We start from the raw sequence: 14256 nt of genomic DNA, 5'->3' as shown, positions 1-14256 counted from the left end.
AATCTTCGGTAATTGCGCAGGGCCCCAGAGCAATACTGGCGCCACAACCTCGGCTCGTTGGCCGGTTGCGCCAGCACAATCGTGCACCCGGCGTCATGGTCGGCCCAACTTATCGTCTGAGGCAAACAGCAGGTAACCAATTTCAACAACCGCCTTGAAACGAGGGGAGAGCTGTCGACACCGCGCCGTATCGACTGTCAACTCTAGTTGACAATAATGCCGATGGCAACTATTTCTTGTGACAAGCCAAGCGTTTACCGCTGGCGAGGCCCACCAAGTGCCTTGAGGCCCAGTCGCACCGGCGCGCGAGCGACCACCGGCCGGGCGGGAGAGAGGTAGTCAAGTTGTCCCGATCGGATCAATGCCAGACGGTGCCCGACGTCGACGCACCCAGCAATGTCGGACCCCAACATGACATCGTGCAATGCGACGTCTGCATCGTGGGAGCGGGAATCGCAGGCCTCAACGCACTTTTCGTGGCGAGTCGGTACTTGACGCGCGATCAGAAGGTTGTACTGGTCGACCGGCGCGAGACCGTGGGCGGCATGTGGGTCGACGCATACCCATACGTCCGACTGAGCCAACCCCACGGCATGTTCACCGTCGGCAATATCGCATGGAATCTCGATCAGGACCGCAGTTATCTGGCGACCAAGACCGACGTACTCGTCCATCTTCGACAGTGCCTCGCGGCCTTGGCGCAGGACGTGCAGATCGACGCTCGTCTTGGCTGGGCAGTGAAGTCTTATGTCGAGGCCGACGGCATGGTTCAGACGGTCTGTGAAGGCCCGGACGGTCGGCTGCTGACCATTGAAGCCACCAAACTGATCAAGGCCTACGGACACAGCGTGATGCCGAACGGCCCGCTGGAACTATCGAGCAGCCGGGTCCTGTCCGCGTCTCCGAATTGCGTTGACATGTGGCGCAGAGAAGAAATGCGTGCGAGCCGGGATCCCGTATGGATAATCGGTGGCGGCAAGACCGCGGCCGACACTGCGCACATGCTCATCACGGAATGTCCGGGCCGTGAGGTCAATCTGGTGGCGGGCTCCGGGACCCTGTTCGTGCGGCGTGACCGCTGCTTCCCGAGGGGGTCACGACGGTGGTGGGGAGGAAAGCCGGCGAGCCGGCTGGCCAAGGGGGCGGCCCGCCGTTTCGACGGCACCAACGAGGGTGAGGTGTGGGACTGGATCAGGGCGAACTATGGGACCTCGCTGACGCCGGAGACCGGAAACTTCATGCTGGGACTGTTGTCGGAATCGGAGAAGCGGACGATCCAGGCGGGCCTTCATGACGTAGTCATGGAGCATCTGGTCGATGTCGTCGACCGTGGCGACACAACGCATTTGGTTTTCCGAAGCGGACTAAACCGGCCCGTCGAGCCGGGCAGCTGGATTGTGAACTGCACGGGATACCTCACGCGCGGCCACGAATACCCTTATGAGCCATATGTTTCCCGCGGCGGATCCGTGCTCTCGATTCAGCCGCACTCGGCCACAATGCAATTCATGTCATCGATGGCCTATTTCATGACACACCTGCTGTTCTTGGACAGGATCGGTGACCTCCAGCTCTATGAAATGGACCTCGTCGAGCTCCATTGGAAGGCCAAGGCCGCGTTTCCGTGCGCGGTCCTGTCGCTGGCACAGCACAACATCGGCCTGATCGCCGAGAGCGTGCCCGCTGAAGTGTTCCGCGACTGCGGCCTTGACTTGGATCGCTGGTACCCGTTGCCGCGCCGCGTGCTTGCCGGGGCGCGATCCGCACTGACCCGCCGCAGGCAAAACGAGCACCACCGCCAGTCCCTGGACAGGCTGCGGGAACGGTTCGACGTCCGCTGTGGGCCGCTGAGCTACGAGCGGCATTGAAGGGTCGGCGTCATGCTCGACTGGGCCGTTTTCATGGCCGGAGGCCCTGTTGGCTCCGGCGGGTTTGCGCGCTCCGTCCAGGACCATGCTCGCCCAGCACCCATCTGTCGTCAGCATTGCGGATGAAGCCGCCGGCCCAGCAGTAAGGCGACCAAACCCGTCGCAACCTATGCGATGTCTCGATGGACGAACGACGGGCCGTACAACGCGTGAACCAGGACAGATCCGAAGTTCACCACTCCCTGGGACAACATTGGTCAGGGCCCGACCTTCGGCCTACCCACGCCGTTGACTCGATGTGCGCTTCGTTTGTGCACAGTGCACGGCTGTTGGCGTGGTTGGTGTGCAGAACGATGTTTTTTGGTAGTGGTGGTAGCGCTAAGAATGCGCCGTGGCCGTTGACTTGTTCGTACGTGGGTCGGTTAGCGCATGTCTGAGTGCGCCGGTGGTCGGTATTGGCAGCCGGTGGGAGTGAGTGTCACGGCACGGAGCCTCCCGACCGAAAGAGCCTTCGCTGTATGGCTTTTCGAAAGCTTCTCACCAAACTGCGCCGACGCGACTGCTCTGCTGGGGGGTCGACCAGCTTTGGACATCGGCGTTGGCGGCGTGCTCGGCAGCACCGGTCCGCGCGCCCGGTTTCGAGTCGACGGTGAACCTCTGGTCAGCGGGCTGTGCACCGAATTCGGTTGTGGATGAGCACTTTTCCTTATCTATTGGAGCGGTTTAGGAGGCCCCCCACAGGTTTCAAACTAGTGCATTGAAGTATCGAGATCCGTTGATCTCGGGGTCCGAGGCGATTCATCCCGGTGCATGGGGCCCGTCATCCCGTTCCATGGGGCCCGACTTTTGTGGAGGTTTGTGATGTCTTTTGTTGTGGCCGTTAACGACGTGTTGGTGCAGGCTGCGGGTGAGGTGGCCAGTATTGGCCAGACGTTAGGTGTGGCGCGGTGGGCGGTGGCGGGGACCACGACCGGGATTGTGCCCGCGGCCGGTGATGAGGTGTCGACGAGCATTGCGGCGTTGTTTTCCGATTATGGACGCGAATTGCAGCGGATCGGTGGGCAGGTAGCGGTATTCGAAGAGCAGTTTGTCGGGTTATTGGCGGCGGCAGCGACGGCCTATGGGGGTGCTGAGGCGGTCAATGGCACCGGGTTGGGATGGGTGGAGCAACTCACGGGGTTGGTGGGCGATCCGCAGCGGATGGCGGGGGTGTTGGCCGATCCGCAGGCGTTGTTCGGTGACCCGGTGCGCGCGTTGACGGGGCGGCCGTTGGTCGGTGATGGGGTTGATGCGGTCGCGGGCACGGGTGGTCGTGGTGGTGATGGTGGCTGGTTGATCGGCAATGGTGGCAGGGGTGCTTCGGGTGCCTCCGATGTGGTGGGGTCGGGTCAGAGCGGAGGCGCCGGAGGCGCCGCAGGTTTGCTGGCCGGTATCGGCGGCGCTGGTGGTGCTGGCGGCGCCGGGATCCTGCCCGGTGCGGGTGGCGCTGGCGGTACGGGGGGCTGGCTGTTGGGTGCCGGTGGCGCCGGGGGTGCCGGCGGGGCCAACACCGCCGAAGGGATCGGGATCGGAGGCACCGGGGGTGCCGGGGGTGCGGGCGGTGTGTGGTCGTCGGGCGGGATTGGGGGGCCAGGTGGGTACGGGACGATCGGCGGCACCGGGGGGGCCGGCGGCCCCGCAGGACTGCTGTTTAGTACGGGTGGGGCAGGAGGTGCCGGCGGTGTAGGCAACAGCATCGGCGGCGATGGTGGTGTGGGTGGGGCGCAGGGATGGATCAAGAGCGCGGGCGGCACCGGCGGCGGGGGCGGTTACGGGCCGGTGGCCGGTGGTAACGGCGGCGCCGGCGGTGGGGGATTTAGTTTGTTCAGTTTGGGTGGCGCCGGCGGAGTCGGTGGTTACAGCGACACGCTGGGTGGCAACGGCGGTGCCGGCGGGGTCGGTGGATGGCTGATCGGTAGCGGCGGCCATGGCGGTGCCGGCGGGGGCGCGGCCGGTCTCGGCGGTGAGGTCGCTGACGGAGGCACCGGCGGCAACGGCGGCACCGGGGGCGGGGCCTGGTTGCTCGGGGTCGGCGGGGCTGGTGGAGCCGGGGGTAATGGTTTAGCGGCCTCCGGCAGCAATGGGGGCGCCGGTGAACGGGTCTGGCTTTCCGCGTGGGGAGCGGGCGCGGGGACTTCTCCGGAACAGGTGGTGTGGCAGGTGACCCAGCAGGTGCTAGCCCCGGTCAATACCGTGTTCATCGATGCCACTGGGCGGCCGTTGATCGGGGACGGGATAGACGCCGCGCCCGGATCGGGTGCTGCGGGTGGGGCGGGTGGCTGGTTGATCGGTAACGGCGGCAACGGCGGATCCGGGATGTCCTCAGACTTCGACGCGGGGGGTGATGGTGGCGCCGGCGGTGCTGGCGGATTGTTGTGGGGTCACGGCGGTCTCGGCGGGTCTGGTGGGGCCGGTGCCATCAGTGCCGGGCGTGGCGGTGACGGCGGCGCCGGGGGGTTGTGGCTGGGTGCTGGTGGTGCCGGCGGGGCCGGCGGGACCTATACCGGCGGGATCGGCACCGGGGGCGTCGGCGGCGGCGGCGGTAACGGCGGGTCTGGCGGGATCTGGGCTACCGGCGGGGCCGGAGGCAGCGGCGGAGCCGGCGATATCGGTGGAACCGGCGGTAACGGTGGCACTGGCAATGTGTGGGAAACCACCGGCGGGGTCGGCGGTGTGGGCGGGTACGGCACGACCCAAGGCGGTACCGGCGGAACCGGCGGTCACGCGCAGGGCTGGCTGTTGGCGGCCGGCGGTGCTGGTGGGGACGGCGGAGCCAGCGCCTTCATCGGCGGGCACGGCGGCGGCGGCGGTAACGGCGGGGGGCTGCTCAGCATCGGTGGGGCCGGCGGCGCCGGCGGCTATGGCGACAGTACTGGCGGGAACGGGGGTGACGGCGGTACCGGCGGCATGCTGATCGGCAACGGTGGGGCCGGCGGCATCGGCGGCCTGGGCGGGATGATTTCTGGTTACGGCGGTGCCGGCGGTCAGGCCGGCTCGCTCATCGGATTCGGCGGGGCCAATGGCACCTCCGGGTAGCGCCGGGACTCAGTGGCAACACCTACAACGTAGGTGTTGCTGCCAGTCGGGTGTAGACAACTTCGGGCAAGAACTGACGGTGTCATTCGGGGTCACCGTCAACTGCCCCTGATCTGTTACATTGCGCCCTTACATGGCCAGCGGCACAGCCACATCCACACTCGAAGGCTTCGAACACCCCCAGTCCGTCAGCACCAAAATCGCCACCTGGGGCGTCAACTGGGGGAACCTGCCGCACATGTCGTGACGACCCTCAACACCGCTCTACGGCAACCTGCCCTTTCTGTCACTGGGAAGCGGTCGCCGAGCGTGAATTCATGCTCCTGCAATGCATCACGATCCTCGGCATGGCGTGGCCGGGCTTCGGGCGGCCCTGGTGAGAACCCACGTACTCGACGCTAGCGTGCCAGAACTCCGCACCCTCATTACCAACGTCGCAATCCCATCCTGCTGACCGAGCCAAGGACCGAAGGCGTGCCAGAGCGAGCAGGGATCGTTGAAAAGTGAACCAGCGCTTGCGAATCGGCTCCTATCACCACGAGCGTGCGAGTCTGCTGCCATTGAACGATTCGATCGCTACGCTCTCCCGTCCATCCGCCGACCCGATGCAGTCACGGGGCGACTGCGTTGGTGGTGTGCAGAATGCACGGCCGTTGATGTTGTTGTTGTGCAGAACGGTCTTGTTCGGTAGCGGTGGGGCCGCCCAGAATCCGCGGTGAGCCAGCACGATTGCGCGGAAGTGGGTGTTGTGTGCACCGGTTACCGGATGCCGTTCAGCCCGGGTCTTCGGGCGGATGGCTGGCTGCGGTGAGTGCGTCGATGTGCGGTACTGGTGGCAGGTCGGGATGACTGCCTCGACGGCGCAGCGCCGTCAGGCCGAGAAATTCTTCTGTGTCGGGCTCACCGATGGGGTTGTCGGGCTTGGCTCTGCGGGTGGTTCTTTCGTCTCCATCAGAGCGGGGCATAGCTGCACTGGGCGCGGTGAACGGAGGATTTCATGTCGGTGGTGGTGATCCCGCAGTGGTTGAGTGCGGCCGCGTCCGATGTGGCGGGTGTGGGTGCGGCAGTGGGCGCGGCCAATGCCGCGGCCATCGGGCCCACGACGGGCCTGCTGGCCGCGGCCCAGGATGAGGTGTCCGCGGCGGTCGCGGCCCTGTTTTCTACTCATGGGCTGGGTTATCAGGTGCTGAGCGCGCACGCGGCGGCGTTTCAGGAGCAGTTTGTGCACGCACTCGCTGGTGCCAGCGGCGCCTACGTCGCCGCGGAGGCTGCCAGCGTCTTTCCGCTGCAAGGGTGGGGGCACAGCGTTCTGGATGCGATCAACACCCCCACCACGATGTTGTTGGGGCGTCCGCTGATCGGTGATGGCGCCAACGGGACGGCCGCAGACCCCAACGGCCGTGACGGGGGATTGCTGTATGGCAACGGCGGCGCCGGGTATTCCGCGCCGGCGGGTTCGGGGCTGGCCGGGGGTGCTGGTGGGTCTGCGGGGTTGTTCGGTCACGGCGGAGCCGGCGGCAACGGCGCCTCCGGGGTGGTGGGCGCCGCCGGTGGTGGCACTGGTGGTGCCGGTGGCGCCGGTGGCGCTGGTGGCCGCGGTGGCCTGCTATTGGGCGATGGCGGCGCAGGTGGTTGGGGCGGTAACGGCGGCACGGGCGGGGTCGGCGCCACCGGGACCAATAGCACCACTTTTGGGGTGGCCGGCGGTGCCGGCCAGCTCGGCGGCAGCGGTGGTCAGGGCGGCCTTGGTGGGGCCGGCGGGGCCGGCGGGTTGTTCGGGTCTGTGGGCGCGGCGGGTCCTGCCGGCATCGGGGGCACCGGCGGTCAGGGCGGCCAGGGCGGCCTCGGCGGCGCAGCTCTTGCGGGTTTTGCCAGCGGCACCGGCGGTGCCGGCGGGGCTGGCAGCCTGGCTACCGGTATCTCCGGTGGGGCAGGCGGAGTCGGCGGCACCGGCGGGGCACCCGGCAGCGTGGCCACCATCACTGGCCTTGGCGCCAGCCCATGGGGGGTGGCGGTCAACCCCGGCGGCAACGTCTACGTCACCAACTACGGCAGTAACACGGTGTCAGTGATCGATCCTGTGACCAACACCGTCACCGGATCACCGATCGCCGTCGGCTCCGGCCCGGTCGGGGTGGCGGTCAACCCCGGCGGCAACATCTACGTCACCAACTACGGCAGTAACACGGTGTCAGTGATCAATCCGGTGACCAACACCGTCATCGGATCACCGATCGCCGTCGGCGCCGTCCCGGGCGGGGTGGCGGTCAGCCCCGGCGGCAACGTCTACGTCGCCAACAGCTTCAGTGGCACGGTGTCGGTGATCGATCCGGTGACCAACACTGTCATCGGATCACCGATCGCCGTCGGCTCCCGCCCGACCGGGGTGGCGGTCAACCCCGGCGGCAACGTCTACCTCACCAACCACAACATCAGTGGCACGGTGGCGGTGATCAATCCGGTGACCAACACCCTCACCGGATCACCCATCGCCGTCGGCGCCTCCCCGTGGGGGGTGGCGGTCAACCCCGGCGGCAACGTCTACGTCACCAACCTCAACAGTGGCACGGTGTCGGTGATCGATCCGGTGACCAACACCGTCACCGGCTCACCCATCGCCGTCGGCTCCGTACCGCAAGGGGTGGCGGTCAACCCTGCCAGCGACTATGTGTTTGTCGCGAACACAGGCAGCGACACGGTGTCGGTGATCAACGCCAACACCAACACCGTCACTGCCACCATCGCCGTAGGCGATGGTCCGGTCGGCGTTGCGGTCGATCCCCTCACAGGTAAGGTTTACGTCTCTAACAGATCTGCCGGTACCGTGTCGGTACTCAGCGGGTAAGCGTCAATAGCCGAACCCTCCCTCACGCAGGTGAGTCGAAATTAATCACCCAGCACCACAACGGATTCCGGCTCGTCTGCAAAGTTCAAGGTTGTTGTGGGACAGTCGGCTTGGCTATCGCGTCGCGCACCGGCATCCACCGCAGAGTGGCCAGTGCCACCGCGACGTTGATCAGGTTCTCCTTGAGAGGCCGTGGCAGCAGACGCTGCGCCGTGTCCAGCCGATGCAACATGGTGTTGCGGTGGGTGAACAAGATTTTCGCCGCGTGCGTGAGGTTGCAACCGGCTTCGATATAGGCCAGCACTGAGGCGTGCATGGACGGGGATGCGTTAGCGAAGTCCCCCAGTGTCCTCTCAATGAAATCAGTTGCTTCTGCGAGATTTTCCGTCACCAACCCGATGAGTTGCAGTTGCGTGGAACTGTGTAGGACGCGCTCAGGGCACCTCGACTGGGCCATAATGCGCTGGGCGGTCAAAGCGTCGCGGTGGCTGCGGGCGAAGCCTGTAATTCCGCAGGCGGGGCCGCCGATCGCGATGTGCACCTGCGGCGCGATCGCCGCCTCGATCTGACCAGGATCAACACATTCCACCTGATGTGCCCACACCCAGTAAGTTTGGGCACCGGAAATCACTGAAAGCGACTGGCCGGCGCAGGCTTCGATCAACTCTCTGGCGGCGTGTTCCAGCGCGGCCGCATCGTCGTCGCCTCGATCAGACCAGATGACGGCTGCGGTGTGCGGCAGGTCCAAGCGGTAGCCCAACCGATCCGCCACGGCGGCGGGGTCGGTATCGGTGCCATAGAGCAGGGACTCGATCAGCGCGCGACGCTCAAGGTTCTTTTGGTGCTCAATGCCCGCGTGGTGTGACTCGGCCTGAGCATGGGCGCCCACGTATCGACATGCCGCATCAAGGAACTCGCTCAGCCGGGGCATGGGCAGGTTGAGTACCTCGCGCAACTCCTGGGGGTCGGCGCCTAGGCCGAACGCGATATCCGTCCAGCGGCGCCACGCCACGTTCTGGGCGATGCGGAATATGTCACGGGTCCAGGCGTCCAGTCCGCGGCGCGTCAGCATGCGGGCCAGGTCGAGATTTTCCGGGGTGTCCAGCGGGGGCGCGTCCGGAGCAGTGGGGGAGTGCATCATGGCGGATCCCCAGCAACACAGGTTCGCACGGTGCGCCCGTGACACCGCCGCCACCAGATCCGGATCTGCAGCGACTTGCGGCAGGGACCTCATCGTGGCGTGTGCGATGTCAGCAATCCACTCGTCGCCCGATTCGCAGGCCAGCTGCAGGCCGGCGCGGATCAGGTCTTGCACCCGCGTAGACGGTTGACCCCAGATCACGCCCCAGAGTGTATGGATGACGAGAGCTCGAAAAATTGTGCACAACACCCAAAAAGATGGCGCTCAACTGTGCAATCTGCCACGCTGGCTCCGCCACATTGGCGCGTTGGCCCCGGTAAGCGCTTAGGTGCCAGTCGGCGCGCGACGAATCTGCCCGTGGGCGAGAAAGGTTGCCCACGATTCGACGTCGGGGCGCGCTTCCAGCAGTGCGCGGCGCTGGCGCGTAGTGAGTTCACGGCCGCCGATGAACCCAACGAGTCCCCCCAGTGCGGAGGTTTCACGACGGTTGCAGTTGCGCAAAGTTACTGCAGCTTGCTCGCGCGGCGGGGCTCCGGTGTCGTTGTCTGGCTCTACTGTTGGCAGGTATGGCCGGACTGCATACTGACGTGAAACGCTGGCGCACAGCGCTTCACGTAGCCGTGTCGGCATTGCTGGTTGCCATCTCCGGACCTTTCGTTGCACCCACAGCTCATGCGGCAGCGGCTGCGGCGACGCTGAGGGTGACATCGACCTGGCAGACCGGTTTCATCGCCAGCTTCACCATCACCAACTTGACCATGGCGCCGCTGTCGGACTGGAGGCTTGAGTTCGACATGCCGGCGGGACAGTCCGTCATCCACACGTGGAACAGCTCCGCGGCACAGGCCGGCACCCACTGGGTCATCACGCCCGCGAATTGGAATCGCATGATTGCACCCGGGGGTTCGGCCACCGGCGGCATGAGAGGCGTGCTGAGCGGTACCTATACGGCTCCGTCAAACTGCGTCCTCAACGGGCAGGTTCCCTGCAGCTAAGACCCACTGGCTTGGCGAGCCCGCGGAGGCGTCAGCCGATCGGCCGCCACGCGCCGACGACAGCCTCCCGGTACCAGCCCACTCGATCGCGAATCTGAACCCCGATCCGGTTCTGGGCGTTCATGCGGCTGTCGAGGATGTGCCCGTCGTCGAGGTAAATCACCACGTGCGACGCCCGGCCGGCATCGCCGTTGGGGTGCAGATAAATCAGGTCACCGGGTTCAAACGAACCTTCTTTGGCCACGCGAACGCCCATGGGACCGGCCGTGCCATCCGCCTGCCGGTGGACGTCACCCCCGAATTTGATTCCCAGACCGTAGTTGTAGACCCAGGCGGTGAAATTCGAGCAGTCCAACCCTCGTCCCGGACTCCAGGCAGTCGGCCCACCGGGGTTGTCGACGTCGGGATTGTCTTCTGGGGCACCGGCATACGTCGAGGCCGGCGGATCCCAGCCCGGAATGTGATGGTGCCGGTACTGAAGCCCCAGCGGGTTACCCGGTGCGTTGACGTAGCGCATAGCTACCGCGACGATGCGCTCCTGCTTCCACGTTCTGGGATTGCACTGCGCCCCCTGCGGCGTGGCCGGCGTCGGCAAGGTGTCGGCCGCCGGCCCCCACCCGTGATTGACATAGTGGCCCTCGGTATCGGTCCGGTACCACTCGGTGGCAGGCTCGCCAGACTCCGGCAGCTGGTCGCGCCCTGCGAAGTCAGCCGTCAACGAAGACCATGAGCAGGAGAACGGGTAGGACCACTCTCCGTTACCGCCCCTGGCGATCCCGACGGGTAGGCCGAGGCCTGACGCTGACAGCGCGAGGCAAAGCAGAGCCCGTACTGCAAACAGAAACGTTCCGCGATGCGTCAACAGACCCTCTGCTCGTCCAGCGTTTACCCAGCAAGCCAAATGCTAGGCGCAGCGAACGCACCGTGGAACTCTTCGCACTATGTCGCAGCAGGGGAGGCGGCAACGTCCTCAGCCAACGCTGCTGATCCGGCGGAAGACTGACCAGCCGTCGAGAAAGCGCCGAAGGAGAAACGGCTCCTGCTCAGCGGAGCCAGTTGTCCAACTCCAGCGCGGCAGCGACATCAATGGCATTGTCCGCCAGCGGCGTGGGAAGAAGGTGTTCAGCGCGGGCCACCCGCCCGAGCACGGTGTTGCGGGGTTTGTCGCCGATGTCCGCGACCTGTCCTCATTGCAGACGGCGATTGACGCCGCAGCGCCCCACTTCGGACGGATCGACATCGTCGTCGCCAACGCTGGGATCGACACGGTGGCGCCGATGGCGACACTCGAGCCTGCATCATTCGAAAGAGTCATCGACATCAACCTCACCGGAGTGTGGCGAACCTTCAAGGCGGCGCTGCCGCACGTGCAGAAGCGGCACGGCTATCTGCTGGCCATTTCCTCGATGGCAGCATTCGTCCATTCTCCGCTGCAGGGCTCCTACACGGCCAGCAAGGCCGGAGTCTGGGCCATGTGCGACAGCATCAGGCTCGAACTGCGCAGCCTCGGAGTCGGCGTGGGCAGCGCACACCCGACCTTCTTCAAGACCCCTCTGATGGACCACGTGCACAAAGACCCTGCCGGCGAGGAACTTTGGGGCGGCAACGTCAAGGGGGTCTGGAAGATGGTGCCGCTTCAAGAGGTCGTCATGGGAATTGCGGACGGGATCGAGCGTCGCTCGGCGAAGATCGTCGTGCCCAAGAGTCTGCTGATCACGGCGAACGCGCCGGGCGTCTTCCGCAGAGTCATCGAACGAATCGGATTCCGCGACAGTTCGATTCAGAAAGCAGCAGCACTGGCTTCACCGATCGGGTGGAACGACGACCGAGAAGCGGCCCGTTCCATCGGTCGGTGAGGCAGGTCTGACTTGTATGTTGCGCTTGACCCACGACCAAGCCGAACCGGGCTAGGACGAGCGCGGTAGCGCGCTACCTTTGCGCCACTCGTCCCAGCTGAGCGTCCAGTCGCCGTTCTGCTCAATCTTCAGCGGCGGCCCACCGGTATTGTGCACCTCGACGACGTCGCCGGGCACGGAGAAGCCGTAAAACCATTTGGCGTTGTCGCCGTTGAGATTCAGGCACCCGTGCGAGGTGTCGGTATGACCCTGAGCCCATATGGTCGAATCGAGCTGGTGCAGATAGATACCGTCAATACTGATCCTCGTGGCGTAGTTGATTGTCTCGCGGTAGCCGAGCCGGGAATTCTTCGGCAGCCCGAAGGTCGACGAATCCATCACGACCGGGTTTCCTTTGTCGAGCACGGTGTAGACACCCGGCGGAGTCCAGAACGACAAGGTCCGCCCGCCGATTGTCTCGGTGCCACCCATACCCATGGAGGTGGGCATGCTCCGAACTAGTTTGCCGTTGTCGAATACGCTGACCAGCTTGGTCGCATCGTCGGCGACAGACACGTGCGCATCGCCGATGCGAATTGACACCCGGCTGTCCTCCTGCCCGAACATGCCACCGCCCAGCGCAATACCGTAAATCTTCGCTTCGGCGGTCACCGTGGTGCCTGGTGCGTAGTAGTGCTCCGGGCGCCAATGGGCGTGCTGGGAGTCGACCCAAAACCAGGAACCCGGCACCGGGGGATTAGTGGTCACAACCAGTTGGCGCTCGCCGGCGGGCCGATCAGAGATCTGTTCGTCGAAGTGCGCGACGACCACCGTCCCAACCCCGTACGTGCCGCCTTCCCGCAACGCAGCTTCTGACGTCATGGTGAACGACACCTTGGTCTGGTTGGACGGCCGCACCGTCGAGAAGGACGAAACTTGCGAGCTTTCAGCGCCATTGGTCCCACGACTGGTGACGGTGAGGGTATAAGTGTGTGCGTAGCCCAGCGGACCAGTCGGTTTCCACACGGTGCTGTCCGGTGTCATGACCCCGTCGATCGGCTTGCCGCCGTCGTTGACCATGCGTACCTCGACGAGCGTTCCCGCGTCGGCTTTCACCTGCACCGGCGACGTTAGTTGGACGTCTTGTGCATCAGGACTTGGCGTGATCGTCACCCGCGCAGGACCCGTCGAAGCCGGCGCGCCGCCCACGGATTGGTGCCCAGAGCACGCCGGCACCGCAGCGCCCAGCACTCCGAGCACGATGAGCAGGGGGAGTAAGAGCCGGCGCCGCGGTGCATGAAACGTGTTGGCTTTCATTGCCGAATGAGGTAGCCAACGGGGAGGGGCTTCAAACCGTTGGGTAGCTGCCCGGACGCGAGAGATCATGGAACTATGGCCGACGACGAGCTCGATGCCTTGTACCGGGTCCCTCCGAATCAGTTCACCGGTGAGCGGACGAAATTGTCCGCGGCCGCCAAAAGGCGAGGCGATGCCGATGCGGCTCAACGAATCTCAGCAGCCCGAAAACCCACCACGGTGGCATGGATTGTCAACCGGTTGGTGATCGGGCACGGGGAAGCACGGACTCGGTTGGCCGAGCTTGGTGACAGCCTGCGCAAGGCGCACGCCGCGATGGATGCCGTGCTAGTCCGTGAGTTGTCCGCCCGGCAACATCAGTTGATCAACGAACTCACGGAGGCCGCCTTGAATGCGGCCGAGGTGGAGAATCCGTCGTCGACGGTGCGCGACGACATCGCTGGCACGCTGCAAGCGGCGATCGCCGACCCCGAAGTCAGGGGGCGCCTCGGTCAACTGACCAAAGCCGAACGCTGGTCGGGCTTCGGCGACTTCGGCGACAGTGTGGCAGTGTCAGCGACTACCGGACCCAAGAAGACCGCACCGGCGGCCAAACCATCGCGGTCGTCGAAGGCGCCTCGGCGCGAGAAGGAAGCCGAAGCCGCCCGGCGGGAGCGAGCAAGGTTGACGGCGGCGGTCGCCTCTGCCGAGAAAGCTGTTGCGCACACCGAGAGCCTGCTTTCCGACCGGCGAGCCGAACGTGACGCGGCCCGGACGCGCCGTGATGAAGCAGCAGCAGCTCTGAGCAAGGCAGAGCGTGCGTTGACCAAAGCTGAGAGCGACTACGAAAAGGCGCGGCGGGCCGGACGCGATGCTGCGCAGGAGCTCAAAGAGGTGAGGGCTCAGCTGGCACGGGCGTAGCAAGCAGCCACCACACGACGCAAGCGGGCATGCGCCCCGCAATTTTTCAGTGGCTGGATTGAACTGAGATCCCCTGATGCACGTGTCCTGTTTGCGGCACGGGCTATCCCGGGTCGTCGACAGGTGGGCGCTGCCTGGGCTGGCGTTGCGGTGCAAAGCCCCGTTCAAGGGTTTTCTGCACTGCGCGTCACAGGACTGCTCCCTCCAGAACCGCGAACAGTCCCCGGCGGCCTCCACTAACCTGAGGCGGTCACACCGGGTTCATCGACAGTAGGGGAGA

10 protein-coding genes and 1 pseudogene are annotated in these 14256 nt (G+C 65.3%); 7 read left to right on the top strand and 4 right to left on the bottom strand.

What is annotated here, in order from left to right:
- The first annotated feature begins 371 nt into the window (after positions 1-371).
- The 3 genes and pseudogenes from QXK92_RS03315 (at position 372) to QXK92_RS03310 (ending at position 4943) form a co-directional block, all read left to right on the top strand.
- Positions 372-1868: an FAD-dependent oxidoreductase gene (locus tag QXK92_RS03315; RefSeq protein ID WP_306244169.1), complete on the top strand. Its 1497-nt coding sequence runs from the start codon at positions 372-374 to the stop codon at positions 1866-1868.
- A gap of 810 nt (positions 1869-2678) precedes the next feature.
- Positions 2679-2951 (top strand): annotated as a pseudogene (locus QXK92_RS34040) (PE family protein); the annotation flags it as partial.
- 99 nt (positions 2952-3050) lie between these two features.
- Positions 3051-4943 carry a PE family protein gene (locus QXK92_RS03310; protein WP_371934533.1) on the top strand — a complete coding sequence of 631 codons (1893 nt, stop codon included), beginning with the start codon at positions 3051-3053 and terminating at the stop codon, positions 4941-4943.
- A gap of 773 nt (positions 4944-5716) precedes the next feature.
- On the opposite strand, the gene QXK92_RS03305 is transcribed toward QXK92_RS03310, so the two are convergent.
- Positions 5717-5908 carry a hypothetical protein gene (locus QXK92_RS03305; protein WP_306240236.1) on the bottom strand — a complete coding sequence of 64 codons (192 nt, stop codon included), beginning with the start codon at positions 5906-5908 and terminating at the stop codon, positions 5717-5719.
- 32 nt (positions 5909-5940) lie between these two features.
- Between QXK92_RS03305 and QXK92_RS34035 the strand changes: the two genes are divergently transcribed.
- The gene (locus QXK92_RS34035) at positions 5941-7788 is read left to right on the top strand and encodes a PE domain-containing protein (RefSeq protein ID WP_371934264.1); all 1848 of its coding nucleotides are present in this window, start codon (positions 5941-5943) and stop codon (positions 7786-7788) included.
- Between the two features lie 85 nt (positions 7789-7873).
- Here the strand turns inward: QXK92_RS34035 and QXK92_RS03275 are convergent, their stop codons facing one another.
- On the bottom strand, positions 7874-8929 hold the full coding sequence (locus QXK92_RS03275; protein WP_306240235.1) for a CdaR family transcriptional regulator: 1056 nt from the start codon (positions 8927-8929) through the stop codon (positions 7874-7876).
- Positions 8930-9495: 566 nt separating this feature from the next.
- On the opposite strand from QXK92_RS03275, the gene QXK92_RS03270 reads away from it, so the two are divergent.
- Positions 9496-9924 carry a cellulose-binding domain-containing protein gene (locus tag QXK92_RS03270; protein ID WP_306240234.1) on the top strand — a complete coding sequence of 143 codons (429 nt, stop codon included), beginning with the start codon at positions 9496-9498 and terminating at the stop codon, positions 9922-9924.
- Positions 9925-9955: 31 nt separating this feature from the next.
- Here the strand turns inward: QXK92_RS03270 and QXK92_RS03265 are convergent, their stop codons facing one another.
- Complete coding sequence (locus QXK92_RS03265; protein WP_306240233.1) at positions 9956-10642, bottom strand: NlpC/P60 family protein; 687 nt, start codon at positions 10640-10642, stop codon at positions 9956-9958.
- A gap of 223 nt (positions 10643-10865) precedes the next feature.
- On the opposite strand from QXK92_RS03265, the gene QXK92_RS03260 reads away from it, so the two are divergent.
- Positions 10866-11780 carry an SDR family NAD(P)-dependent oxidoreductase gene (locus QXK92_RS03260; protein WP_306240232.1) on the top strand — a complete coding sequence of 305 codons (915 nt, stop codon included), beginning with the start codon at positions 10866-10868 and terminating at the stop codon, positions 11778-11780.
- A gap of 51 nt (positions 11781-11831) precedes the next feature.
- On the opposite strand, the gene QXK92_RS03255 is transcribed toward QXK92_RS03260, so the two are convergent.
- Positions 11832-13076, bottom strand: a complete 1245-nt coding sequence (locus QXK92_RS03255; protein ID WP_306240230.1) for an Ig-like domain-containing protein — start codon at positions 13074-13076, stop codon at positions 11832-11834.
- Positions 13077-13151: 75 nt separating this feature from the next.
- Here QXK92_RS03255 and QXK92_RS03250 point away from each other — a divergent pair, with 75 nt between their 5' ends.
- Positions 13152-13976, top strand: coding sequence for a hypothetical protein (locus QXK92_RS03250; RefSeq protein WP_306240228.1), 825 nt, complete (start codon positions 13152-13154; stop codon positions 13974-13976).
- Positions 13977-14256 lie beyond the last annotated feature (280 nt).

Origin of the sequence: Mycobacterium sp. TY815, assembly GCF_030755135.1 — a bacterium.
Lineage (GTDB): Bacteria > Actinomycetota > Actinomycetes > Mycobacteriales > Mycobacteriaceae > Mycobacterium.
The sequence above is the reverse complement of the archived record's forward strand: the minus strand, read 5'-3'. Positions and strand labels throughout refer to the sequence as shown.

Bases quoted from the DNA above. Each gene is read 5' to 3' on its own strand.
- QXK92_RS03305 (WP_306240236.1), bottom strand. From the start codon at position 5,908: ATGCCCCGCTCTGATGGAGACGAAAGAACCACCCGCAGAGCCAAGCCC.
- QXK92_RS34035 (WP_371934264.1), top strand. From the start codon at position 5,941: ATGTCGGTGGTGGTGATCCCGCAGTGGTTGAGTGCGGCCGCGTCCGAT.
- QXK92_RS03275 (WP_306240235.1), bottom strand. From the start codon at position 8,929: ATGATGCACTCCCCCACTGCTCCGGACGCGCCCCCGCTGGACACCCCG.
- QXK92_RS03270 (WP_306240234.1), top strand. From the start codon at position 9,496: ATGGCCGGACTGCATACTGACGTGAAACGCTGGCGCACAGCGCTTCAC.
- QXK92_RS03260 (WP_306240232.1), top strand. From the start codon at position 10,866: ATGTCGCAGCAGGGGAGGCGGCAACGTCCTCAGCCAACGCTGCTGATC.
- QXK92_RS03255 (WP_306240230.1), bottom strand. From the start codon at position 13,076: ATGAAAGCCAACACGTTTCATGCACCGCGGCGCCGGCTCTTACTCCCC.
- QXK92_RS03250 (WP_306240228.1), top strand. From the start codon at position 13,152: ATGGCCGACGACGAGCTCGATGCCTTGTACCGGGTCCCTCCGAATCAG.